Source organism: Streptomyces sp. NBC_00377 (genome assembly GCF_036075115.1).
GTDB lineage: Bacteria > Actinomycetota > Actinomycetes > Streptomycetales > Streptomycetaceae > Streptomyces.
The window spans coordinates 8,017,241-8,039,914 of the sequence record NZ_CP107958.1; the positions used below are offsets into that span (position 1 = coordinate 8,017,241).

Genomic DNA, 22,674 nt, shown 5'->3' on the forward strand with positions numbered 1-22,674 from the left:
CTCCGCATGATCCCTCACCGACACGGACGATGCCTCAGTGCACACGTTCGAGCGTGACCCGATCGTTCCGGCGCACTACTTCGCCACATTCCAACACCTTTCGAAATGCGCCCCCTTTGTGCTCCCGTGCCCCGACTAGCGTCCCGTGGCCATGGGACACCTGGACCACGCCGCCTTCGGCTGGCTGACCCCCGTGCTGTCGTACGTCATGGCCTGCGTCGGCGCCGCCCTCGGGCTGCGCTGCACCGTGCGCGCGCTCGGCGCCACCGGACGCTCGCGCCGCAACTGGCTGATCACCGCGGCCTCGGCGATCGGCACCGGCATCTGGACCATGCACTTCGTGGCCATGCTCGGCTTCGCCGTGAGCGGCACGGACATCCGCTACGACGTTCCGCTGACCGTGCTCAGCCTGCTCGTCGCCATGGCCGTCGTCTGCGCCGGCGTCTTCGCTGTCGGCTACAGCCGCGACCGCACGCGCGCGTTGCTGATCGGCGGGCTCACCACCGGCCTGGGGGTGGCGAGCATGCACTACCTGGGCATGGCCGCCGTCCGGCTGCACGCCGACGTGACCTACGACCCCGTGCGCGTCGCACTGTCCGTCCTGATCGCCGTCGTCGCGGCGACCGCGGCACTCTGGGCAGCGCTGAACATCAGCTCGCCGATCGCCGTCACCCTCGCCTCCCTCGTCATGGGCGCGGCGGTGAGCAGCATGCACTACACCGCCATGTTCGCGGTGAGCGTCGACGTCACACCCTCCGGCGAGACGCTGCCCGGGGCCACGGCGATGCAGTTCATCTTCCCCCTCGCCGTCGGCCTCGGCTCCTACCTCTTCCTGACCTCGGCCTTCGTCGCGCTGTCGCCCACCACGGGGGAGCGCGAGGCGTCCGCCTCGGCACAGCAACCGGGGGACGGCCTCACCGTCCGACAGCAGGCCCGGTCCGTCTGACGCGACCGGACCGCCCCGAACCACTTCCGAGCGAGGAGGCCATGCGTACACCCCGTAGGACCCCCACGGCAGGCGCTGACGCGCCGCCCACCACGCGCGGGCGCCGCGCCCACGCCGGACCCCCCGCAGACGAGGGCCCGGACGAGCAGACCGACGCTCCGGCGGGCGCGATACCCCCGCGCGCGGAGCGCTGGCGCGTCCGACCGCGCACCGTACGCGCCAAGATCGTCTGCCTGCTGATGGTGCCGGTCGTCTCCCTGCTGGCCCTGTGGGCGTACGCCACCGTCAGCACGGCCCAGAACGTGTCGGGGCTGCGCCAGTTGCAGCGCGTGGACTCCCAGGTCCGCGCCCCCGTCGCGGCAGCGGTGACAGCCCTTCAGACCGAGCGGGCGGCCGCCGTACGGTACGCGACCCACCCGGCCCCCGGGCAGGGCGGCGACCTGAGAGCGCTCGGGGAACGCACGGACCGGGCGGTGGCGGAGCTGCGGCTCGGCGACGACAGCACCGTCGCCGACGGCCAGGACCTGCCCGCGGGCGTGGCCCAGCGGCTCGAGACGTTCGTCTCCGGGGCCGAGGCACTGACCTCGCTGCGGACCGCGGTGCTCGACGGCGGCGCGGACTGGGAAGAGACCTACGGCCGGTACACGAGCACGATCTCGGCGGCCTTCTCGGTCGGCGGCGCCCTCTCCGGCATCCAGGACGCCGAACTCGGATCGGACGCGCGTGTGCTGCTCGAGTTCTCCCGCGCGGGCGAGGCGCTGGCCCAGGAGGGCACCGTCCTCGCCGGCGCCCGCCTCGCGGGACGCCTCGACGGCGAGCGTCTGCGGCTGTTCGCCGGCGCCGTCGACACGCGCCGCGCTCTGACGGAGTCGGCTGTCGCGGATCTGCGGGGGCCCGAACGGACCGCCTGGCAGCGCCTCGCCGCCGGCAGCGCCTACGCGGCCCTGTATGCCGCCGAGGACAGGGTGCTCGCCGACGGACCCGGCGCGAAGGCGGTCGACGCCGCCCCCGCGAGCGTCTGGGACAAGGCCCACGCACGCGTGCAGAACGGGATGCGGGCCATCGAGGCGGACGCCGGACGCGGTGTCGCGGACCGCGCCGACCCGTTCACCCGCGGTCTGCTCACCTCGGCCGGCGCCGCCGTCCTGCTGGGCCTCGCCGCCGTCGTCGCCTCACTCGTCATCTCCGTGCGCATCGGCCGCGGCCTCGTCGTCGAACTGGTCAGCCTGCGCAACAGCGCCCTGGAGATCGCGCGGCGCAAACTCCCCGAAGCCATGCGGAAACTTCGTGCGGGGGAGGAGATCGACGTCCGCGCCGAAGCACCACCGGGACCTCCCGCCGAGGACGAGGCCGGCCAGGTGGCCGAGGCCCTGGGCACCGTGCACCGCGCCGCGCTCCGGGCCGCGGTGGAACGCGCCGAGCTCGCCAGCGGCATCTCCGGGGTGTTCGTCAACCTCGCCCGCCGCAGCCAGGTCCTCGTCCACCGCCAGCTGAGCCTCCTGGACAGCATGGAGCGCCGCTCCGACGACCCGAACGAGCTGAGCGACCTCTTCCGGCTCGACCATCTCACCACCCGCATGCGGCGCCACGCGGAGAGCCTGATCATCCTTTCCGGGGCGGCGCCCGGCAGGGCCTGGCGCATGCCGGTGTCCCTGACCAACGTGGTCCGTGCCGCCGTCTCCGAGGTCGAGGACTACGCGCGCGTGGAGGTCCGCCAACTCCCGGAGGCGGCCGTCATCGGCACCGCCGTCGCCGACCTCACCCACCTGCTTGCCGAACTCGTGGAGAACGCCGCCCAGTTCTCGCCCCCGCACACGCGTGTGCGGGTCACCGGCGAACCCGTGGGCAACGGATACGCCGTCGAGATCGAGGACCGGGGCCTGGGCATGGGCAAGGAGACCTTCACCGAGGCCAACCGGCGCATCGCGCAGTCCGAGGCGCTGGACCTGTTCGACAGCGACCAGCTCGGCCTCTTCGTCGTCAGCAGACTCGCCGCCCGTCATGACATCAAGGTGCACCTGCGGACCTCCCCCTACGGCGGCACCACGGCGGTGGTCCTGCTGCCGACCGCACTGCTGCACAGCGGCAAGCCGGAACGTTCCGTCCCCGAGGCGACGCAGGCACGGCAGCCCGAGGAACGCGTGTACGCGCGTGTGTCCGCCGCGGACCGGCACACCGCCGAGCCGCGTCAGGAAGCCGTCCCCGCCCCCGCCGACCGCCCCGCGCTCGTGGCCCCCGTACGGGCCGCCGCCGAACCGCCGACCGCCGCCGAACCGCCGGCCGCCGGCCCCCCGCCTCCCGGAGTCACCGCCTTGCGCCTGCACCGTCCCCCGGACGACTCGGAGGCATCGGACGATCTGCCACGCCGGGTACGGCAGGCCAACCTCGCCCCGCAATTGCGCAGGCCGCACCCCGAGGAACCTCCCCGGCCGCCCGGCCCGCGCGGCGAGGAAGGGCGCACCCCCGAACTCGTACGGGACCGGATGTCCGCGTACCGGAAGGGCTGGGCCCGGGGCGGTGGCAGACAGCCCGGCCACGCATCCGCCCCGGACCCCGAACCGGGCGGCGACAGCAGCGAAGGAGACCCCAGATGATCCAGGACCCGAGCACGAGGTCGGCCCAGCGGTCCGGCGAACTCGACTGGCTGCTGGACGACTTGGTGATGCGCGTGAGCGAGGTGCGGCACGCGGTGGTGTTGTCCAACGACGGCCTCGCCGTGGGCGCCTCGACCGACCTCAGGAGGGAGGACGCCGAGCACCTCGCCGCCGTCGCCTCCGGCTTCCACAGCCTCGCCAAGGGCGCCGGCCGGCACTTCGGAGCGGGCGGAGTGCGCCAGACCATGGTGGAGATGGACGACGGCTTCCTGTTCGTGGCCGCCGCGGGCGACGGCTCCTGCCTGGCCGTCCTCACCGCCGTGACCGCCGACATCGGCCTGGTCGCGTACGAGATGGCCCGGCTGGTCAAGCGGGTCGGAGAGCACCTCTACTCGGCGCCACGCCTCTCCGCGCGGCCGCCCACCTCCGGATGAGGCGAGGAAGCGGCCCACGCAGATGACCGAGGACACGACCGGCGCCCCGCACGCGCTGGGCAGCCAGTGGTACGACAACGAGGCCGGCCCGCTCGTCCGTCCCTACGCCATGACGGGCGGGCGCACCAGACCGGGGCCCACCGGAGTGCGGTTCGACCTGATCGCCCTGGTCACCCTGGATCCGGGCGCGCCGGGCACGGACGGTGTGCCCCTGGGACCGGAACACCGCACTCTCATCGGCCTCTGCCGCAAGGAGACCCAGTCCGTCGCCGAACTCTCGGCGGGAGCGGACCTTCCCGTGGGCGTGGTCCGGGTACTTCTCGGAGACCTGCTGGAACTGGGCTGCGTCACCGTCAGCCGTCCCGTCCCACCCGCGCAGTTGCCGGACGAACGGATTCTGCGCGAGGTCATCGAGGGGTTGCGAGCGCTGTAGATGAACCTTCGGACCGTCCCGGACGCGTACGGACCCACCCCACACCGACACACCCGAGAGAAGTGATCCATGGTCTCCGAGCACTCCGATGCCACGGACGGCGACACGGCCCCCCTGGCGTTGAAGATTCTGGTCGCCGGCGGGTTCGGCGTCGGCAAGACCACCATGGTCGGCGCGGTCAGCGAGATCAAGCCGTTGCGCACCGAGGAACTGCTCAGCGAAGCGGGCCAGTCGGTGGACGACACCGACGGCGTGGACCACAAGGTGACGACGACCGTCGCCATGGACTTCGGCCGGATCACCATCCGCTCCGGCCTGTCCCTCTACCTGTTCGGGACGCCGGGACAGGACCGCTTCTGGTTCCTGTGGGACGAACTCTCGCAGGGCGCCCTGGGCGCTGTGGTCCTCGCCGACACCAGGCGCCTCGAGGACTGCTTCCCCGCGGTCGACTACTTCGAGCACCGGCACATCCCGTTCGTGGTGGCCGTCAACTGTTTCGTCGGCAGCCGGACCTACGGCGCCCAGGACGTCTCGCGCGCCCTCGACCTGGACGGTGGCACTCCTGTCGTCCTGTGCGACGCCCGTGACCGCGACTCGGGGAAGGAGGTGCTGATCCGACTGGTCGAGTACGCCGGGCGGATGCACACCGCCCGGCTGCTCGACTCGGTGGGCTGACGTCGCTCGCGCGGGCCTCGTCAGTCCGCGACGTCCTTCTGGGCCAGGATCTTGTCCAGGGCGACCCGGACGAGCAGTTCACCCGGGACCCCGTTGCGGGCGCCGAACTCCTCGGCGCGCTCCTCGCCCATGTAGCGGGCGGCGATACGAGTCGCCCAGTGCCGGACCTCGTCGAGGTCCTCCGAGAGACGGGCCCGGCCCTGCAGGATCACGAAATCGAACGGCGGCCGGTCGTCGTCCACGCACAGGGCGATCCGGCCGTCCCGCGCGAGATTGCGCCCCTTCACCGTCTCCTTGCCGGTGTTGAACACCACCTCGTCCCCGTCGAGCACGAACCAGATCGGCGCCACGTGCGGACTTCCGTCGGCCCGAACGGTGGACAGTTTTCCGGTGCGGGTTCCGTACGTGACGAAGGCCCGCCATTCGTCATCGGTCATCTTCTGTGCCATGCCGCCATCCTCCTTGCTCCCGCGGCCGCTCGTGGGGAAGGCTGGCGGGAAGATTCTCCGCAGAGGCGGACGATCACAGGGGAAACGTCACACGGGGAGCGGGACATGGGGCAGAACCAGGGGCTGGACCGGCTGCTGGACGATCTGACCGAGCGCGTCGACCATGTGCGCTACGCACTCGTCCTGTCCAACGACGGGCTGGTGGCGGGTGCGAGCACCGGACTGCTCCGGGAGGACGCGGAGCACCTCGCCGCCGTCTCGTCCGGACTGCACAGCCTGGCCAAGGGATCCGGGCGCCACTTCGGCGCAGGCCGCGTGCGCCAGACGATGATCGAGTTCGACGACGCGGTGCTGTTCGTCACCGCCGCGGGCACCGGCAGCTGTCTGTGCGTGCTCAGCGGGGCGGAGGCCGACATGGGCCGGATCGCCTACGAGATGACCCTGCTCGTCAGCCGGGTCGGAGAGCACCTCACGGTGGACGCCCGGCATCCCGACCGCACGCCCCTGGAAGACATCTGACCTGCACTTCTCTCACTCTCCGTGGAGTTGTCCACAGGCTCGCCGCGCGATCGGTCATTCCGGCTAGGTTTTTTCCGGGGCCACCGCGGACAGCGCGGGCCTCTCGCACCTCACTCCACGGGGGAGACCGACCATGTCCGGAAACACCGTCACACGACCGCATCCCGCATACTGCGCGCCGAGCCGAGCGGCGCGGGAACTCGATCTCAAACGCGCCGAGTTCGACCTCGCGGTACACCTCGGACGCGTCAGGACCGTGCCCGACGAAGGCGGAGGAGGCCGCCGGGTGGCTTGCGCGGAGATCGACCGTCTGCGCGCCGCCCCCGGCTTCCCGGACTCGCTGCGCAAGAGCGTGCTGGCCGTGGGCACCGGCGAAGCCGCCGCAGTCCTGGACGTGCCGACCGCCCGGTTCACCCGCCTCGCGCGGCTGGGCCTCGTGGTGCCCGTCACGTTCTACCTCAACCGCTACCGGGCCGTCGTCTGGCGGTATCTCGCCGAGGAACTGGAGCAGTTCGCCACGGACCGGAGCAACGCCTTCCTCCTGACAGGCCGTACCCCCGAGGTGTTGCGCAGCCGGCTGGCCGCAGGTGTGGATCTGCGGCCCCGGAACTGGCGCGGCCGCCACCTGGGCTTCCTGTACCGCCAGGCCGACGGCCCCTGGCAACGCGCGGGAGTACTGGCCGGGTTCCTCGACCCGCTCAAGGTCGCCGAGATCGTCGAGGACCCCTGCGAACGCTCCCACCTGAACAGGTTCCGGCCGGGACCGCCGACGCACAGCGCCCCCGGCACACCGGCCGCGCAGCTCGCTGAGAAGATCATGACGGCTGACGATCCCGACGAGATCGACTGGCTGGGGTACGACCTGGCCCACACCCTGGACGAGGCCCGTGCCGAGCAGCCCGCCCCGCGGCCCTCCCCGGCATCGGCCCCCGTGCCCGCGGCCGCGCCGTCGGACCTGCCCGACCGGCCGGCACGCGGACTGCTGGACCGGCTGCGCCGACGGGGCGCGTGAGCGCCTGACCTACAGCGCCCGGAACAACCCCTCCTGGACGACCGACACCAGCAGACGGCCCTCCCTGTCGTAGATGCGACCGCGGGCCAGCCCGCGACCGCCGGTGGCGATCGGCGACTCCTGGTCGTACAGGAACCACTCGTCCGCACGGAACGGCCGGTGGAACCACATCGCGTGGTCCAGCGACGCCATGTCGAAGCTCCGCGGACCCCACAAGGGCTCGATCGGAAGACGTACGGCGTCCAGGAGGGTCATGTCACTGGCGTACGTGAGCGCACAGGTGTGGACGAGCGGGTCGTCGCCGAGCGGCCCGACCGCGCGCATCCACACCGCGCTGCGCGGCTCGGCCTCCTTGACGTCCTCGGCGCTCCAGCGCAACCGGTCCGCGTACCGGATGTCGAAGGGCTGACGGCGCGCCATCCGCTCCAACTGCTCGGGCAGCGAGCCCAGGTGCTTTCGGATCTCCTCGACGACCGTCGGCAGGGACTCCGGATCCGGGACCTCGCGACCCGGCGGCAGCTGGTGCTCGAAGGGACCTTCCTCAGGCTTGTGAAAGGAGGCGGTGAGATTGAAGATCGTGCGCCCCTGCTGCACGGCGGTGACCCGGCGGGTCGTGAACGACCTTCCGTCCCTGACCCGTTCGACCTGGTACACGATCGGCACCCCCGGCCGGCCCGGCCGCAGGAAGTACGCGTGCAGCGAGTGCACGGGCCGGTCCCCGTCGGTGGTGCGGCCGGCCGCGACCAGCGCCTGGCCCGCCACCTGGCCGCCGAAGACCCGCTGCAGGGACTCCTGCGGACTGCGGCCGCGGAAGATGTTGAGCTCGATCTGCTCGAGGTCGAGCAGGTCGACGAGCTTCTCGGCCGGATTCGTCATCGGTGCGCTTCTCCTGTGCCTCTGCCTGCTTCGGGATCTACAACTGGCCGACGGAGGTGACGCGGACGACCGCGCGGCCCTCGGCGTCGGAGGCCGTGAGGTCGACCTCCGCACTGATGCCCCAGTCGTGGTCGTCGTTCGGGTCGTCGAAGATCTGGCGGACCCGCCACAGGGCGTTCTGCGGCTCCTCCTGGATGACGAGCAGCTTCGGGCCCCGGGCGTCCGGACCGGTGCCGAGGTCGTCGTACTCGTCCCAGTACTTGTCCATCGCCTCGCCCCACGCGTCGGCGTCCCAACCGGACTCGGCGTCCATCTCCCCGAGTTCACCGACATGGTCGAGGGCGGCGAGCTCGACACGGCGGAACATCGCGTTGCGGACCAGGACGCGGAAGGCACGCGCGTTTGCCGTCACCGGCTTGACCTCGTCGGCCTTCTCCTGCGCCTCCTCGGCGGTCATCTCCGCGGGGTTGGCGAGCTGCTCCCACTCGTCCAGCAGGCTCGAGTCCACCTGGCGCACCATCTCGCCCAGCCACTCCACCAGGTCCTGGAGGTCCTCCGACTTCAGGTCGTCCGGGACCGTGTGGTCGAGTGCCTTGTAGGCGCCGGCCAGGTAGCGCAGCACGATGCCCTCGGTGCGCGCCAGCTCGTAGTGGGACACCAGCTCGGTGAAGGACATCGCCCGCTCGTACATGTCACGGATGACGGACTTCGGCGACAACGGGTGGTCGCCGACCCACGGGTGGCTCTTGCGGTACGTGTCGTACGCGTGGAAGAGCAGCTCCTCCAGCGGCTTGGGGTACGAGACGTCCTGGAGGCGCTCCATCCGCTCCTCGTACTCGATGCCGTCCGCCTTCATCGCGGCCACCGCCTCGCCGCGCGCCTTGTTCTGCTGGGCGGCCAGGATCTGACGCGGGTCGTCCAGTGTGGACTCCACTACGGACACCATGTCGAGGGCGTAGGAGGGCGACTCCGGGTCCAGCAGTTCGAACGCGGCCAGCGCGAAGGTGGAGAGCGGCTGGTTCAGCGCGAAGTCCTGCTGGAGGTCCACGGTGAGGCGGACGACGCGGCCCGACGCATCCGGTTCGTCGAGCTTCTCGACGATCCCGCCGTCGAGAAGCGAGCGGTAGATCGCGATCGCGCGCCGGATGTGCCGCAGCTGCTGCTTGCGCGGCTCGTGGTTGTCCTCGAGCAGGTGCCGCATCGCCTCGAAGGCGTTCCCGGGGCGGGCGATCACCGAGAGCAGCATCGTGTGCGTGACCCGGAAGCGGGAGGCCAGCGGCTCCGGGTCGGACTCGATGAGCTTGTCGAACGTGTTCTCCGTCCAGCCCACGAATCCCTCTGGCGCCTTCTTGCGCACCACTTTGCGACGCTTCTTCGGGTCGTCGCCGGCCTTGCTGAGGGCCTTCTCGTTCTCGATGACGTGCTCGGGAGCCTGCGCCACCACCAGACCCGCCGTGTCGAAGCCGGCCCGGCCGGCCCGGCCCGCGATCTGGTGGAACTCACGGGCCCGCAGGGTGCGCACCCGGTTGCCGTCGTACTTGGTCAGCGCCGTGAACAGCACGGTGCGGATGGGCACGTTGACGCCCACGCCGAGCGTGTCCGTACCGCAGATCACCTTCAGCAGGCCGGCCTGGGCGAGCTTCTCCACCAGACGCCGGTACTTGGGCAGCATTCCGGCGTGGTGGACGCCGATACCGTGCCGCACGTAACGCGACAGGTTACGGCCGAACTTCGTGGTGAAGCGGAAGTTGCCGATCAGATCGGCGATGTGTTCCTTCTCCTCGCGCGAGCACATGTTGATGCTCATCAGGGCCTGCGCTCGCTCCACCGCCTGCGCCTGGGTGAAGTGCACGATGTAGACGGGCGCCTGCCTCGTGACCAGCAGGTCGCTGAGCGTCTCCGTCATCGGGGTGTACCGGTACTCGTAGGACAGCGGCACGGGCCGGATCGCCGAGCGGACCACCGACGTCGGACGGCCGGTGCGCCTGGCGAGGTCCTTCTCGAAGAAGGACACGTCGCCGAGCGTGGCCGACATGAGCACGAACTGCGCCTGGGGCAGCTCCAGGATGGGGATCTGCCAGGCCCAGCCGCGGTCGCCCTCCGCGTAGAAGTGGAACTCGTCCATGACGACCTGGCCGACGTCCGCGTTCCTGCCGTCGCGCAAGGCGATCGAGGCGAGCACCTCGGCGGTGCAGCAGATGACCGGGGCGTCGGAGTTCACGGACGCGTCGCCGGTCAGCATCCCGACGTTCTCCGTGCCGAAGATCTTGCACAGCTCGAAGAACTTCTCCGACACCAACGCCTTGATCGGGGCGGTGTAGAAGGTGACCTCGTCACGGGCGAGCGCCGCGAAGTGGGCGGCAGCGGCGATCATGCTCTTGCCGGAGCCGGTGGGCGTCGACACGATCACGTTCGCCCCGGAGACCACCTCGATCAGCGCCTCCTCCTGGTGGGGGTAGAGCGTCAGACCACGCTCCTGCGCCCAGGACTCGAAGGCTTCGTACAGGGCGTCGGGATCTGCGGTCGGCGGCAGCTGATCGATGAGGGTCACGCCCCCATCTTGCCTGCCCTCGCGGCTGAGGGGGGAATCGGATGCCGGGCCGAAGATCACGACCGCTACGCTGTGTCGCCGACGGAGCGTCAACGCACCCGGTCAACTGGACAGCGGTATTCGAGGAATAGGGCGGGCCACGGCCATGATGGGACCAGCACACTCACTGTCGGGCGCCGCCGCCTGGCTCGGCGTCGGTGCGGCCGCCGCGGCGAGCGGACACACGATGCCCTGGCCGGTTCTCCTCGCGGGTGCGCTGATCTGCGCCGGAGCCGCGCTCGCTCCGGACCTCGACCACAAGGCCGCCACCATCTCGCGGGCCTTCGGACCGGTCTCGCGCTGGCTGTGCGAGATCGTCGACAAGCTCTCCTACGCCGTCTACAAGGGCACGAGGAAGCAGGGCGACCCGCGTCGCTCCGGCGGGCACCGGACCCTCACGCACACCTGGCTGTGGGCCGTCATGATCGGCGCGGGGGCCTCGGCGCTCGCGATCACCGGCGGCCGCTGGGCGGTCCTGGCGCTTCTCTTCGTGCACATGGTGCTGGCGATCGAGGGCCTGCTGTGGCGGGCGGCCCGGGGATCCAGCAGCGACGTGCTGGTGTGGCTGCTGGCCGCCACCAGCGCATGGATCCTCGCGGGCGTCCTGGACAAGCCCGGCAACGGCTCGCACTGGCTGTTCACGGAGCCGGGTCAGCAGTACCTGTGGCTGGGGCTGCCGATCGTGCTCGGCGCGCTGGTGCACGACATCGGCGACGCGCTGACCGTCTCGGGCTGCCCCGTCCTGTGGCCCATCCCGATCGGACGCAAGCGCTGGTACCCGATCGGCCCGCCGAAGGTGATGCGGTTCCGGGCGGGCAGCTGGGTGGAGCTCAAGGTGCTGATGCCCGTGTTCATGCTGCTCGGAGGAGTGGGCGGGGCGGCCGCCCTCAACTACATCTGACCCCTGCTGCGGCGAGCGGCCCGACCGGTGCCGCCCGCGGCGGGCGCGCCGGTGCGCACGGCCGCGGGGTCGCCGGCCGGGGCGGCGCCGGTTCAGGTCATCGCCCCGCCGTCGCCGTAGCGCCGCTCGAAGCGGGCCACCCGGCCCTCGGTGTCCACCGTGCGCGACTTGCCGGTGTAGAAGGGGTGGCTCTCGGAGGAGATCTCCACGTCCACGACCGGGTAGGTCTCGCCGTCGTCCCACTCGATGGTCTGATCGCTGGTGGCGGTGGACCGGGTCAGGAAGGCGTAACCGGCGGTCCGGTCGCGGAAGACGACCGCGTGGTAGTCGGGCTGCTTGTCCTGCTGCATGCGTGCTCCTCGTGCGGTGGAGGCGGTGGCGACGGGCCGGGAACGGCGGGGCCGGCCGCCGTGGGCGGGTCAACCGGACAGGGCGTCCTCGTCGACGATGTGTACCGCGGCCTCCTCGGCGGAGGCCGCCGCGCCGTCGATACCGACGTCCGTGGCGATCAGGGCGCTTTCCTCGTCCTCGTGAACCCCCTCGTCCGGTGCCACGAGCCGGCCGGAGCGTGCGGCGCCGACCTCGTTGTCGAGGAGTTCCCCGTCGGTGCCGTCGCAGTCACCGAGACCGTCGCCGTCCGGCCCGGCGAGCTCCGGAACCTCTTCCGTGAGCCGCTGCTCCAGGCTCTCGCCCTGGTGGCGCTCGGCGGCGGTCACACCGGCGTGCTCCACCGCCCAGGGGCGGTCCGGTGGCGACCAGCCGCGGTCGAGGGGGTCCTCGACACCGTCGTCCTCCAGCGTGTCCTCGGCGTCGAGCAGTCCGGCGTCGTCCTGGATGTCGGACGAGTCGGGCTGATAGACGTCGTCTCCCCATCCGTCGGCACTGGTCACGGGTACCTCCAGGGGGTGACGTCCCCGTCCTCATCGCGGTCGGCGGCGGGGTGCCGTCGCACGGGGCACCGGTCGGGCGCGGTGGGGTCCACGGGGATCCCGGCCGACTGCCACGCGGGTGCCGCTATCCAGCGTTCCACCCCGATTCGGGACCGCGCAACGGCAGAGGACGCGCGAAGGCGGGACGGAGCCGCTCCGGCCGAGGGGCGGGGGTGTGACCCGAGGCCGCCCCCCGGCCGAGGACGACGAGGTGGCCGCCCTGCGCGGCGGACCTCCACCCCTTGCGCGCGCCTCGGCCGGCCGGATCGAGCGGGACGCGGCTCAGTCGTGCCACGACCGCCAGAGAGCCGCGTACGCACCGTCCGCCGCGACCAGCTCCGTGTGGCTGCCCAGCTCGCTGATGCGGCCGTTCTCGACGACGGCGATGACGTCGGCGTCATGGGCGGTGTGCAGACGGTGGGCGATGGCGACGACGGTGCGGCCGTCCAGGACGCGGGCGAGGGACCGCTCCAGATGGCGGGCGGCACGCGGGTCGAGCAGCGAGGTCGCCTCGTCCAGGACCAGCGTGTGCGGGTCGGCGAGGACCAGCCGGGCCAGGGCGATCTGCTGGGCCTGCGCCGGGGTGAGCGCCACACCGCCGGAGCCCACCTCGGTGTCGAGCCCGTCGTCCAGAGCGCGGGCCCAGCCGTCCGCGTCGACCGCGCCCAGCGCCGCCCAGAGCTCGGCGTCCTCGGTGTCCGTCGTGGCCGTCGGGGCGGCCCCGTCCGGGTGGAGTCGCGCGGGGGGAAGGGCGAGCCGCAGGTTGTCCCGCAGGGAACCGACGAAGACGTGGTGCTCCTGGTTGACGAGTGCCACGTGGGAGCGGACCCGCTCGGCGGTCATCCGGGACAGCTCGGTGCCGCCGAGGGTGATCCGCCCGTCCCGTGGCGCGTAGATCCCGGCGAGCAGCCGGCCCAGCGTGGACTTCCCCGCCCCCGAGGGGCCGACCAGGGCCAGCCGGGTACCGGGGGCGACCTCCAGGGTCACCGCCCGCAGCACGTCGACGCCCTCCCGGTAGCCGAAATGCACCCGGTCGGCGTGCACGTCCCGGCCGTCCGGCACGAGCCCGGCGTCCCCGCTGTCCGGCTCGATGTCGCGTACCCCGACGAGACGGGCCAGCGACACCTGGGCCACCTGGAGCTCGTCGTACCAGCGCAGGACGAGGTTCACCGGGTCGACGAGCATCTGCGCCAGGAGCGCGCCCGTCGTCAGCTGGCCGACGTCGATCCAGCCGTGCAGCACGAACGCGCCGCCGAGCATGAGGACCGAGCCGAGCACCGTGACGTGCACCAGGTTGATGACCGGGAAGAGCACCGAGCGCAGCCACAGCGTGTAGCGCTCCCAGGCGGTCCACTGCTGGATGCGCCGCTCCGAGATCGCGACGCGGCGGTCGCCCAGCCGGTGCGCCTCGACGGTGCGGCCGGCGTCCACGGTCTCGGCGAGGGCGGCGGCCACGGCGGCGTAGCCGGCGGCCTCGGAGCGGTAGCCGGCCGGCGCCCGCCTGAAGTACCAGCGGCACCCGGCCACCAGCAGCGGCACCGCGACCAGGACGGCCGGCGCGAGCGGCGGCGCCGTGACGACGAGCCCGCCGAGCAGCAGCAGTGCCCACATCACGCCGATCGTCAGCTGGGGTACTGCCTCGCGCATCGCGTTGGCGAGCCGGTCGATGTCCGTGGTGATGCGGGACAGCAGGTCGCCCGTCCCGGCCCGCTCGAGGACGCCCGGCGGCAGCCGCACCGAGCGTACGAGGAAGTCCTCGCGCAGGTCGGCCAGCATCCGCTCGCCGAGCATCGCCCCGCGCAGCCGTACCTGCCGTACGAAGGCGGCCTGGACGACCAGGGCGAGCACGAACAGCGTGGCGACGAGCCCGAGGTGGAGTTCTCGCGCGCCGTCCGACAGTCGCTCCACGAGGTCGCCGAGCAGCCAGGGGCCCACCATCGAGGCGACCGTCGCGACCGTGTTCACGAGCAGGAGGAGCACAAAGGCGCGGCGGTGCCGGCGCAGGAGTTCGGCCACGTAGGCGCGGACGGTCGCGGGGGCGCCGACGGGCAGCGTGTTCGCCGTCGTCGGTGCCGCCGGGTCGTACGCGGGCGGCGCCACGCCGATCATGCGGTCTCCTCGATCTCTTCGAGTGCGTCGTCTTCCAGGTCCTTCAGCACCCCGTCCGTCAGCGCACCGTCGAGGGAGACCCTTTCGTCCCCGACGGCCTCGCCCAGGGCGTTGCCGAGCGCGGCTTCCTCGTCGGTCTCCCTGGTCACCACGGCGCGGTACCGGGGCTCGGAGCGCAGCAGTTCGCGGTGCACGCCCACCGCGACCGCCTCGCCCTCGTGCACGAGCACGACCCTGTCGGCCCGGTCCAGCAGCAACGGGGACGAGGTGAACACCACCGTTGTGCGTCCTGCCCGTACTTCGCGAAGCCCCTCGGCGATCCGTGCCTCGGTGTGCGAGTCGACGGCGGAGGTGGGCTCGTCGAGGACGAGAACCTCGGGATCCGTGTACAGGGAGCGGGCCAGCGCGAGCCGTTGCCGCTGGCCGCCGGAGAGGGACCGGCCGCGCTCGGTGATGCGGGCGTCCATCGGGTCGGCGGCGTCCAGCGAGCCCTGGACGAGCGCGTCCAGGACATCCCCGCACTGCGCGGCGGCCAGCGCGGCGCCCGCTTCGATCCCACCCGAGGCGGGCACGTCGAGCAGGTCGCGCAGGGAACCCGACAGCAGCACCGGGTCCTTGTCCTGGACCAGGACGGCGGCGCGCGCGCAGTCCAGCGGCAGTTCGTTCAGGGGGACCCCGCCGAGCAGCACCGAAGGGCTGTCCTCCGGGGGGTGTCCGCCCAGCCGCTCCGCCAGCTGTCCGGCGGCGTCCGGGTCGCCGCACACGACGGCGGTGAGCCGGGCGGCCGGCGCGAGCAGACCGGTGACGGGGTCGTACAGGTCGCCCGCTGGAGCGTCGGCGGCGAGGGACCCGCCGACGTCGGTGACCCGCGCCAGGGACAGCACGCGTGCGGCGCGTTTGGCCGACGGACGTGAGAAGGAGTACGCCATCGCGATCTCCTCGAAGTGCCTGAGGGGATAGGCCAGGACCATGACGGAGCTGTAGACCGTGACCAGTTCGCCGACGGTGATGCGGCTCTCGCGGGCCAGGTGGACGCCGTAACAGACGACGGTGATCAGCAGCAGGCCGGGCAGCAGCACCTGGATGGCGCTGATCAGTGACCACATGCGCGCGCTGCGCACGGCCGCGTGCCGGACCTCCTGCGAGGCGCCGCGGTAGCGGTCGAGGAACAGTTCCTCGCCGCCGATCCCGCGCAGCACCCGCAGGCCGGCCACGGTGTCCGAGGCCAGTTCGGTGGCGCGTCCGGCCTTCTCGCGCTGGAGGTCGGCCCGTCGGGTGGCCGGGGGCAGCAGGGGCAGCACGGCGAGCGCGACGACGGGCAGGCCCACGGCGACCAGCACGCCGAGCGCCGGCTGGTAGACGACCAGTCCCACGCAGACCAGCAGCACGGTGAGGGCCGCGGCGCTGAAGCGGGACACGGCCTCCACGAACCAGCCGATCTTCTCGACGTCGCCCGTGGAGACGGACACCACCTCACCGGCGGCGACCCGCCGGGTCAGCGCGGAACCGAGCTGTGCGGCCTTGCGGGCGAGCAGTTGCTGCACGCGGGCGGCGGCGGTGATCCAGTTGGTGACGGCGGCGCGGTGCAGGAAGGTGTCCCCGACCGCCGTGGCGGCACCGCACAGCGCCATCACGCCACCGGTGAGGGCGAGGCGGGTGCCGGACCGGTCCACGACGGCCTCGACCGCCGCCCCGACACAGAACGGCTGCGCCGAGACGGCGACGAAGTGCAGCAGCCCCCACGCCAGGGCCTTGAGCTGGCCGCCCAGCTGGTTACGGCCGAGCCACCACAAAAAGCGTGGCCCCGAACGTGCGTCCGGCACGCCCGGGTCGGGGTACGGAAGGTCTTGGATCTGCATGACGTCCCAGTGGATCGAGTCAGCGGTAGGGGGAGAGGGAGGGGGGAGGGAGAGGAGAAGGGGAGTCGCGGGTGTACGGGAAGGACCGCGGGGAGCGGCAGCAAACCGTGCAAGGTTCGCGTCGCGGCGTGGTCACAATCAACCGGTTTTTCATCGCGGCGGCCGGTTTCTCGCCAGATCGAGGCGCGCACGGCGACGGGGAACGACTCCACGGGCTCCGCCGTCGTGCTCGACATCGGAAGCGGCCGGAACGACCACGGCAGTGGTGCTTCGGCCTGGGTCAGCCGGACCGGGACGCGCCGAGGTCGCGGGCGGGGGCGGCGGACGGGGGCCTTGCTCGCGGTGCCGGGCCCAGCGCCGCCGGCGCGGCAGGCCTCATTGCGGGGAACGGGTGACTCCCCGTAGAACACCGGCCATGAGAAGCCGGATTAGCATGTCCATGCTCACCGGAGTGATCCTCCTGGCGGGCACCCTCCTCGGGAGCGGCACGGCGCAAGCGGCGGCCCGCTTCCCCTCCGTCACGTCGGTCGTCCCACCCTCCACGTCCGTGTCCCCCTCGGTGTCGGCCGCTTCCCGCGCCGCGTCGGCCGAGGTCCCCGCCGAGTTCGGCAGCGACTGGCACGACCCCCTCACCGCCGCGCCGCCCGTGACCAGGCCCCGCACCAGGAGCTGCCGGGTCACCCTCGCCGAGGCACGGTTTCGTGACTTCACGCCGTACCGGGGCTCGTACACCCCGCCGGACGGCTGCGGCGAACGATGGAGCAAGGTGGTGCTGCGGCTCGACGGCAGGATCGCGGGGCGGCAGTTCGACCGGCTCGGTCACCTCCACGTCGGCGGGGTCGAGATCCTCCGTACGTCGACGCCCGAGCCGTCGCCCGACGGGATCGAGTGGTCCGTCGAGAAGGACGTCACCCGCTACACCGACACGTTCCGCTCCGCCCGGGACGTGGAGATGCTCATCGGCAACGTCGTCGACGACACCTACACCGGCGTCATCGACGTCAAGGTGACGCTCACCTTCTACGAGGGGAAACCGGCCACCGTCCCCGATCGCGTGCTCACTCTGGCCGCCGGCCCGGACGGCCCGACGCTCACCACGCCCCGCAACAGCGAACGCATCGTCGCCGAGGTGTACGCCACCGGCTCCGGCGGCGGGTGCGAGGAGTACTGGTACCTGGCCGTGCCCGCCACCGCGCCCTACTCCTGCCGCGCGGACGACGGGCCCTACCGGGAAGTGCAGGTCGAGGTCGACGGCCGGCTGGCCGGGATCGCCACCCCCTTCCCGACCGTCTGGACCGGCGGCTGGTCCAACCCCTTCCTCTGGTACGTGGTTCCGGGCCCGCGCGCCTTCGACGTCAAGCCGATCGAATACGACCTGACCCCGTTCGCCGGGATTCTCGACGACGGCCGTCCGCACCGCGTCGAGGTGTCCGTCGTCGGCGTGCCCGAAGGGCAGGGCGGCTGGAGCACGCCGGTCAACGTGCTGGTGTGGCAGGACCCCGGGAAGGCCGTCGTCACCGGGAAACTCCTCACCCACGAAGCGGGGGAGCTCACCGACTCCACCGCCTACACGCCCGGCGCCGAACACCGCGTCGACACGGTGGGCGGGCACCGACTGACCGTCGCCGGATACCTCGACACCTCGCACGGGCGCGTGCGGACCACCGTGACCCGCACCCTCGCGAGCACCTCCGCGCACCGCTGGACCGACGGCGAGGCCGTGGACGGCCTGGACGCCTCCTGGACGGACGACGAGTCGGTCACCGTCGACAGCCGCGGATCTGCCCGTACGGCCCGCACCGGGCGTACGTACACGATGAACGGCGTCACCACCCTCGGCGCGGACGACCGGCTGCGCACCGTGCTGACCCTCGGCGACCTGGCCGACACCGTGACGACCCGGAACGGCCGGCGCACGTCGTGGTCGCGGCTCGACGACACGTACCGGGGTGACGCCACCTTCACCGTGAATGTGCCCCGGGACCAGCGTCACGCCGTCGGCAGGACGGCCGAGCGCTACCGGTCGTACGGCTCGGAGGGCTGCTACGACCGTCGACTGGCCACTGTGCAGGGGGTGTTGACCGAGGACCGCACACGCCGCTGAGCGCAGACGCGTGCGACGCGTCACTCCTGGCGGGATTTACACGGCGGAAACGCGGGTGCCTTCTGCGCGATCAACAGCCCCACCAAAGTGATCGTCACGGAAACCGCTTTCCGCATCGCAGAAGTTCCGCCGGTCCCCGTTCGGCCGTCCGGGCTCCTGCGTGCCACCTCCCTCCCCCAAGGAGTGCCTGTGCCGCCGTCCGTCCCGTCCCCGCCGCGACGCGTCGCACGCATACTGCGTACCTCACTCTTCGCGCAGGTCGCCTGCGCGCTCGTCCTCGGCGTGCTCGTCGGAAAGCTGTGGCCCGGGGTGGCCACGGATCTCCAGCCGCTCGGCGACGGTTTCACCCGGCTCATCAAGACGATCATCTCGCCCCTGGTGTTCTGTGTGGTCGTCGTGGGCATCGCCAAGGCCGGTGACCTGAAGGCCTTCGGCCGGATCGGGCTCAAGGCCCTGATCTGGTTCGAGGTCGCGAGCACGATCGCGCTGGTCATCGGGCTTCTCGCCGCCAACATCGTCCAGCCGGGCTCGGGGATGAACGTCGACCCGTCCACACTCGACACCTCGGCGGTCGACGCGAAGACGGGCGGGGGTTCGCTGCCCTCGACGACCGAGTTCGTCGTCAACGCGCTGCCCACCAGTTTCGTCGGCGCGTTCGCGGAGAACTCGCTGCTCCAGGTGCTCGTCCTGGCCTGTCTGGTGGGTGCCGCGCTGCTGCACCTCGGCCACACCAGGGTGCCGAAGGTACTGCCGGCCATCGAGCAGGCCCAGGAGATCATCTTCGCGATCGTGGGCTTCGTCATGCGGCTGGCGCCGATCGCCGTGTTCGGGGCGATGGCCGTCCTGATCGGCAACTACGGCCTCGGCGTGATCGAGACCTACGGCAAACTGATCATCCTCTGCTACGCGGCCGCCGCCCTGTTCGTCACACTGCTCGCCGTCGCTCTGCGGGTGGTCACCGGGCTGAGCCTGTGGAAGTTCCTGCGCTACATCCGCGAGGAGATGCTGCTCGCGCTGGGCACCGCCTCCACCGAGTCCGTCATGCCGCGCGTGATGCAGAAGCTCCGCAAGGCAGGCGCCCGCGACGACGCCGTGGGTCTGGTGCTGCCCACCGGCTACTCCTTCAACCTCGACGGCGCCTCGCTCTACCTGTCCATCGGCACGCTGTTCATCGCCCAGGCGGTGGGCGTGGACCTGGATCCGGGGCAGCAGATCACCGTGGTGCTGGTGCTCATGCTCACCAGCAAGGGCATGGCCGGCATTCCCGGCTCGGCCTTCCTCGCCCTGTCCGCGACGGCCTCCTCGCTGGGGGCCATCCCCGCCGGCGCGGTCGCCCTGCTGCTGGGCGTGGACCGCATCATGGACTCGATGCGCGTCGTCACCAACCTCCTCGGCAACTGTGTGGCGGTCTTCGCCGTCTCCCGCTGGGAGGGCGCGCTGGACCTGGAGCGTGCGAAGAGGGTCCTGGACGGTGAGACGGCGGCCGTGGGGGAGGAGGAGCCGGGCGGCTCCGCACGGCCGGGCCCCACGGCGAGGCCGGACGTCCACCCCGGGCCGGACGCCTGCGCCGGGCCGGGCGCCTCGGCCGCCGGGCCCGAGGGAGCCGAGCAGCCGGAGAGCCACGACGGGCGGGAGAGCCCCGACGGGCTGGAGGGGCCGGAGAGTCCGTACACCGCCGCCGGGGTTCCGGTGGCCGTCGTGGCCGGGCTCACCGAGGAGACGGCGCCCGAGGCCGGCTGACGGCCGCCGTCGAGACACCGAACCGGGGCCGTTCCTCTCGCACTGCGAGAGGAACGGCCCCGGTTCACTTTCGTGTTGTCCGGCAGTTGTTCAGCAGGTCCGGCCCTGCCCCTGTTCCGGCCCCGGTCCCTGCCCGTGCCCGTGCTTCGGGGCCCCGCCTGGTGCGCCGTCCACCAGCGCGTCCAGCAATCCGCTCAGCACCTCGCGCTCCAGGTCCGTCAGCGGATCGAGGATCTCCTCCGCGGCGGACATCCGGGCCCCCCGCAAGTGCCGCAGAGCCTTGCGGCCGTCCTCCGTGAGCTCGATCCGGATCACCCGCCGGTTCGTGGGGTCCGGCATGCGCCGCACCTTGCCGCTCGCCTCCAGCCCGTCGACCAGGGTCGTGACGGCCCGGGGCACCACCTCGAGCCGCTCGGCGAGGTCGGCCATGCGCGGCGGTGCGTCGCAGTGCGCCAGCGTGCGCAGCAACCGGGCCTGGGCCGGGGTGACGCCGAGCCCGCTCCGCTCCAGATGGTGCTTCTGGATGCGGTGCACCCGGCGCGTCAGCCGCAGCAGCTGCTCGGCGAGCAGACTGTCGGAATCGGGGGTGGTCATGCGGGAACAATATCAGGATGCCGTTCATTGTGAGTATAGGTAACAATGAGCTATGCTCCGTCAGTCCTCACCGTCTCACCCTCCGTAGGAGCCATGCCCCGCGACCACATCGACTGGACCCCCTCGCCCGGCACCTCGACCGACCAGCCTCGGCAGGTGCGCCGCATCCTCGGACTGTTCAAGCCCTACCGTGCCCGCCTCGCCGTCGTCGGCCTGCTGGTCGCCGCCGCTTCGCTGGTCACCGTGGCGACCCCGTTCCTGTTGAAGGAGACGCTGGACGTCGCCATTCCCCAGGGACGCACCGGTCTGCTGAGCCTCCTCGCCCTGGGGATGATCCTCAGTGCCGTGCTGAGCGGCGTCTTCGGCGTTCTACAGACCCTGATCTCCACCACCGTCGGCCAGCGCGTGATGCACGATCTGCGCACGGCCGTCTACGACCGTCTCCAGCGGATGTCCCTCGCCTTCTTCACGCGCACGCGCACCGGCGAGGTGCAGTCCCGCATCGCCAACGACATCGGCGGCATGCAGGCCACCGTCACCTCCACCGCCACCTCGCTGGTCTCCAACTTCACCAGCGTGGTCGCCACGATCATCGCGATGGTCGCCCTCGACTGGCGGCTGACCGTCGTCTCACTGCTCCTGTTGCCGGTCTTCGTGTGGATCAGCCGTCGCGTCGGCAACGAACGCAAGAAGATCACCACCCAGCGCCAGAAACAGATGGCCGCGATGGCCGCCACCGTCACGGAGTCCCTGTCGGTCAGCGGAATCCTGCTCGGGCGCACCATGGGCCGCTCGGACTCCCTCACGCGGTCCTTCTCCGAGGAGTCCGAGCAGCTGGTTGACCTGGAGGTGCGGTCCAGCATGGCCGGCCGCTGGCGCATGGCCGTGATCGGGATCGTCATGTCCGCCATGCCGGCGTTCATCTACTGGACCGCCGGCGTGGCCCTCCAGTTCGGCGGACCGGACGTCTCCCTGGGCACGATCGTCGCCTTCGTCTCGCTCCAGCAGGGCCTGTTCCGCCCGGCCGTGAGCCTTCTGTCGACGGGCGTGCAGATCCAGACCTCCCTCGCGCTGTTCCAGCGCATCTTCGAGTACCTCGACCTTCCCGTCGACATCACCGAGCGCGACGACCCGGTCCATCTCGACCAGATCAAGGGCGAGGTCCGCTTCGAGGACGTCACGTTCCGGTACGACGACAAGGACGGACCCGTCCTCGACGGCATCGACGTCACCGTCCCCGCCGGCGGCAGCCTCGCCGTGGTCGGTCCGACCGGCGCCGGCAAGTCCACGCTGGGCTATCTGGTGCCGCGGCTGTACGACGTGACGGGCGGCCGGGTCACCCTCGACGGCGTGGACGTCCGGGACCTCGACTTCGACACCCTCGCGCGCGCGGTGGGCGTCGTCTCGCAGGAGACGTACCTCTTCCACGCCACGGTCGCCGACAACCTGCGCTTCGCCAAGCCGGACGCCACCGACGAGGAGCTGCACGCGGCCGCGCGGGCGGCGCAGATCCACGACCACATCGCTGCCCTGCCCGACGGCTACGACACGGTCGTGGGCGAGCGCGGCCACCGGTTCTCCGGCGGCGAGAAGCAGCGGCTGGCCATCGCCCGCACCATCCTGCGCGACCCTCCGGTGCTGATCCTCGACGAGGCGACCAGCGCCCTCGACACACGCACCGAGCAGGCCGTCCAGGAGGCCATCGACGCGCTCTCGGCGAACCGCACCACGCTCACCATCGCCCACCGGCTGTCCACCGTCCGCGGCGCCGACCAGATCATGGTCCTCGACTCCGGCCAGGTGGCCGAACGGGGCAGGCACGAGGAGCTGTTGCAGCGGGACGGGAGATACGCGGCCCTGGTGCGACGGGACGCCCGCCTGGAGCCGACAAGATGACTGTATGGCAGGTT

General features: G+C 71.6%; 19 protein-coding genes. 11 read left to right on the top strand and 8 right to left on the bottom strand.

The annotated features are described in order from the left end of the window. Window positions 1-151 precede the first annotated feature (151 nt). The 5 genes from OHS71_RS35665 to OHS71_RS35685 all read left to right on the top strand — a co-directional run bounded on the left by OHS71_RS35665 (window position 152) and on the right by OHS71_RS35685 (window position 5,082). Entirely contained in the window at window positions 152-946 is a 795-nt protein-coding gene (locus OHS71_RS35665) for an MHYT domain-containing protein (protein ID WP_328483432.1), read from the top strand. 41 nt (window positions 947-987) lie between these two features. Further along, a complete protein-coding gene (locus OHS71_RS35670) occupies window positions 988-3,540 on the top strand; it encodes a sensor histidine kinase (protein ID WP_328483433.1) in 2,553 nt (850 codons plus the stop codon). After that, window positions 3,537-3,974, top strand: a complete 438-nt coding sequence (locus OHS71_RS35675; RefSeq protein ID WP_328483434.1) for a roadblock/LC7 domain-containing protein — start codon at window positions 3,537-3,539, stop codon at window positions 3,972-3,974. The genes OHS71_RS35670 and OHS71_RS35675 overlap by 4 nt, the downstream gene beginning before the upstream one ends. A 22-nt stretch (window positions 3,975-3,996) precedes the next feature. Beyond that, window positions 3,997-4,407 (top strand): DUF742 domain-containing protein, encoded by a 411-nt coding sequence (locus OHS71_RS35680; protein WP_328483435.1) that lies wholly within the window; start codon window positions 3,997-3,999, stop codon window positions 4,405-4,407. A 69-nt stretch (window positions 4,408-4,476) separates the two neighbouring features. Then, a complete protein-coding gene (locus tag OHS71_RS35685; protein ID WP_328483436.1) occupies window positions 4,477-5,082 on the top strand; it encodes a GTP-binding protein in 606 nt (201 codons plus the stop codon). A gap of 20 nt (window positions 5,083-5,102) precedes the next feature. Here OHS71_RS35685 and OHS71_RS35690 read toward each other — a convergent pair whose 3' ends face one another. Continuing rightward, on the bottom strand, window positions 5,103-5,531 hold the full coding sequence (locus tag OHS71_RS35690; protein WP_328483437.1) for a PPOX class F420-dependent oxidoreductase: 429 nt from the start codon (window positions 5,529-5,531) through the stop codon (window positions 5,103-5,105). Window positions 5,532-5,636: 105 nt separating this feature from the next. Here OHS71_RS35690 and OHS71_RS35695 point away from each other — a divergent pair, with 105 nt between their 5' ends. Together OHS71_RS35695 and OHS71_RS35700 are read left to right on the top strand one after the other, a co-directional pair. Then, window positions 5,637-6,050 (top strand): roadblock/LC7 domain-containing protein, encoded by a 414-nt coding sequence (locus tag OHS71_RS35695; protein ID WP_328483438.1) that lies wholly within the window; start codon window positions 5,637-5,639, stop codon window positions 6,048-6,050. 133 nt (window positions 6,051-6,183) lie between these two features. Next, window positions 6,184-7,062 (top strand): DUF6397 family protein, encoded by an 879-nt coding sequence (locus OHS71_RS35700; RefSeq protein ID WP_328483439.1) that lies wholly within the window; start codon window positions 6,184-6,186, stop codon window positions 7,060-7,062. Window positions 7,063-7,071: 9 nt separating this feature from the next. On the opposite strand, the gene OHS71_RS35705 is transcribed toward OHS71_RS35700, so the two are convergent. After that, window positions 7,072-7,938 carry an acyl-CoA thioesterase gene (locus OHS71_RS35705; RefSeq protein WP_328483440.1) on the bottom strand — a complete coding sequence of 289 codons (867 nt, stop codon included), beginning with the start codon at window positions 7,936-7,938 and terminating at the stop codon, window positions 7,072-7,074. A gap of 37 nt (window positions 7,939-7,975) precedes the next feature. After that, window positions 7,976-10,489, bottom strand: coding sequence for a DEAD/DEAH box helicase (locus OHS71_RS35710; protein WP_328483441.1), 2,514 nt, complete (start codon window positions 10,487-10,489; stop codon window positions 7,976-7,978). Between the two features lie 145 nt (window positions 10,490-10,634). Here OHS71_RS35710 and OHS71_RS35715 point away from each other — a divergent pair, with 145 nt between their 5' ends. Beyond that, on the top strand, window positions 10,635-11,429 hold the full coding sequence (locus tag OHS71_RS35715; RefSeq protein WP_328483442.1) for a metal-dependent hydrolase: 795 nt from the start codon (window positions 10,635-10,637) through the stop codon (window positions 11,427-11,429). 92 nt (window positions 11,430-11,521) lie between these two features. On the opposite strand, the gene OHS71_RS35720 is transcribed toward OHS71_RS35715, so the two are convergent. The 4 genes from OHS71_RS35720 to OHS71_RS35735 all read right to left on the bottom strand — a co-directional run bounded on the left by OHS71_RS35720 (window position 11,522) and on the right by OHS71_RS35735 (window position 16,326). Next, window positions 11,522-11,779, bottom strand: coding sequence for a type B 50S ribosomal protein L31 (locus OHS71_RS35720; RefSeq protein WP_328483443.1), 258 nt, complete (start codon window positions 11,777-11,779; stop codon window positions 11,522-11,524). A 69-nt stretch (window positions 11,780-11,848) separates the two neighbouring features. Further along, the gene (locus OHS71_RS35725) at window positions 11,849-12,319 is read right to left on the bottom strand and encodes a DUF5709 domain-containing protein (RefSeq protein ID WP_328483444.1); all 471 of its coding nucleotides are present in this window, start codon (window positions 12,317-12,319) and stop codon (window positions 11,849-11,851) included. Between the two features lie 321 nt (window positions 12,320-12,640). After that, window positions 12,641-14,467, bottom strand: coding sequence for an ABC transporter ATP-binding protein (locus tag OHS71_RS35730; RefSeq protein WP_328483445.1), 1,827 nt, complete (start codon window positions 14,465-14,467; stop codon window positions 12,641-12,643). Beyond that, window positions 14,464-16,326: an ABC transporter ATP-binding protein gene (locus OHS71_RS35735; protein ID WP_328483446.1), complete on the bottom strand. Its 1,863-nt coding sequence runs from the start codon at window positions 16,324-16,326 to the stop codon at window positions 14,464-14,466. Before OHS71_RS35735 ends, OHS71_RS35730 begins: the two co-directional genes overlap by 4 nt. 415 nt (window positions 16,327-16,741) lie before the next feature. Here OHS71_RS35735 and OHS71_RS35740 point away from each other — a divergent pair, with 415 nt between their 5' ends. Continuing rightward, the gene (locus OHS71_RS35740) at window positions 16,742-18,430 is read left to right on the top strand and encodes a peptide-N4-asparagine amidase (protein ID WP_328483447.1); all 1,689 of its coding nucleotides are present in this window, start codon (window positions 16,742-16,744) and stop codon (window positions 18,428-18,430) included. 189 nt (window positions 18,431-18,619) lie between these two features. Then, on the top strand, window positions 18,620-20,170 hold the full coding sequence (locus tag OHS71_RS35745) for a cation:dicarboxylate symporter family transporter (RefSeq protein ID WP_328483448.1): 1,551 nt from the start codon (window positions 18,620-18,622) through the stop codon (window positions 20,168-20,170). Between the two features lie 90 nt (window positions 20,171-20,260). Here the strand turns inward: OHS71_RS35745 and OHS71_RS35750 are convergent, their stop codons facing one another. Next, complete coding sequence (locus OHS71_RS35750; RefSeq protein WP_328483449.1) at window positions 20,261-20,764, bottom strand: MarR family winged helix-turn-helix transcriptional regulator; 504 nt, start codon at window positions 20,762-20,764, stop codon at window positions 20,261-20,263. Between the two features lie 93 nt (window positions 20,765-20,857). On the opposite strand from OHS71_RS35750, the gene OHS71_RS35755 reads away from it, so the two are divergent. Then, the gene (locus tag OHS71_RS35755) at window positions 20,858-22,660 is read left to right on the top strand and encodes an ABC transporter ATP-binding protein (protein WP_328483450.1); all 1,803 of its coding nucleotides are present in this window, start codon (window positions 20,858-20,860) and stop codon (window positions 22,658-22,660) included. The last annotated feature ends 14 nt before the right edge of the window (window positions 22,661-22,674 follow it).

Bases quoted from the DNA above. Each gene is read 5' to 3' on its own strand.
- OHS71_RS35670 (WP_328483433.1), top strand. From the start codon at position 988: ATGCGTACACCCCGTAGGACCCCCACGGCAGGCGCTGACGCGCCGCCC.
- OHS71_RS35705 (WP_328483440.1), bottom strand. From the start codon at position 7,938: ATGACGAATCCGGCCGAGAAGCTCGTCGACCTGCTCGACCTCGAGCAG.
- OHS71_RS35685 (WP_328483436.1), top strand. From the start codon at position 4,477: ATGGTCTCCGAGCACTCCGATGCCACGGACGGCGACACGGCCCCCCTG.
- OHS71_RS35735 (WP_328483446.1), bottom strand. From the start codon at position 16,326: ATGCAGATCCAAGACCTTCCGTACCCCGACCCGGGCGTGCCGGACGCA.
- OHS71_RS35720 (WP_328483443.1), bottom strand. From the start codon at position 11,779: ATGCAGCAGGACAAGCAGCCCGACTACCACGCGGTCGTCTTCCGCGAC.
- OHS71_RS35750 (WP_328483449.1), bottom strand. From the start codon at position 20,764: ATGACCACCCCCGATTCCGACAGTCTGCTCGCCGAGCAGCTGCTGCGG.
- OHS71_RS35695 (WP_328483438.1), top strand. From the start codon at position 5,637: ATGGGGCAGAACCAGGGGCTGGACCGGCTGCTGGACGATCTGACCGAG.
- OHS71_RS35680 (WP_328483435.1), top strand. From the start codon at position 3,997: ATGACCGAGGACACGACCGGCGCCCCGCACGCGCTGGGCAGCCAGTGG.
- OHS71_RS35740 (WP_328483447.1), top strand. From the start codon at position 16,742: ATGAGAAGCCGGATTAGCATGTCCATGCTCACCGGAGTGATCCTCCTG.
- OHS71_RS35730 (WP_328483445.1), bottom strand. From the start codon at position 14,467: ATGATCGGCGTGGCGCCGCCCGCGTACGACCCGGCGGCACCGACGACG.
- OHS71_RS35715 (WP_328483442.1), top strand. From the start codon at position 10,635: ATGATGGGACCAGCACACTCACTGTCGGGCGCCGCCGCCTGGCTCGGC.
- OHS71_RS35675 (WP_328483434.1), top strand. From the start codon at position 3,537: ATGATCCAGGACCCGAGCACGAGGTCGGCCCAGCGGTCCGGCGAACTC.
- OHS71_RS35690 (WP_328483437.1), bottom strand. From the start codon at position 5,531: ATGGCACAGAAGATGACCGATGACGAATGGCGGGCCTTCGTCACGTAC.
- OHS71_RS35700 (WP_328483439.1), top strand. From the start codon at position 6,184: ATGTCCGGAAACACCGTCACACGACCGCATCCCGCATACTGCGCGCCG.
- OHS71_RS35665 (WP_328483432.1), top strand. From the start codon at position 152: ATGGGACACCTGGACCACGCCGCCTTCGGCTGGCTGACCCCCGTGCTG.
- OHS71_RS35755 (WP_328483450.1), top strand. From the start codon at position 20,858: ATGCCCCGCGACCACATCGACTGGACCCCCTCGCCCGGCACCTCGACC.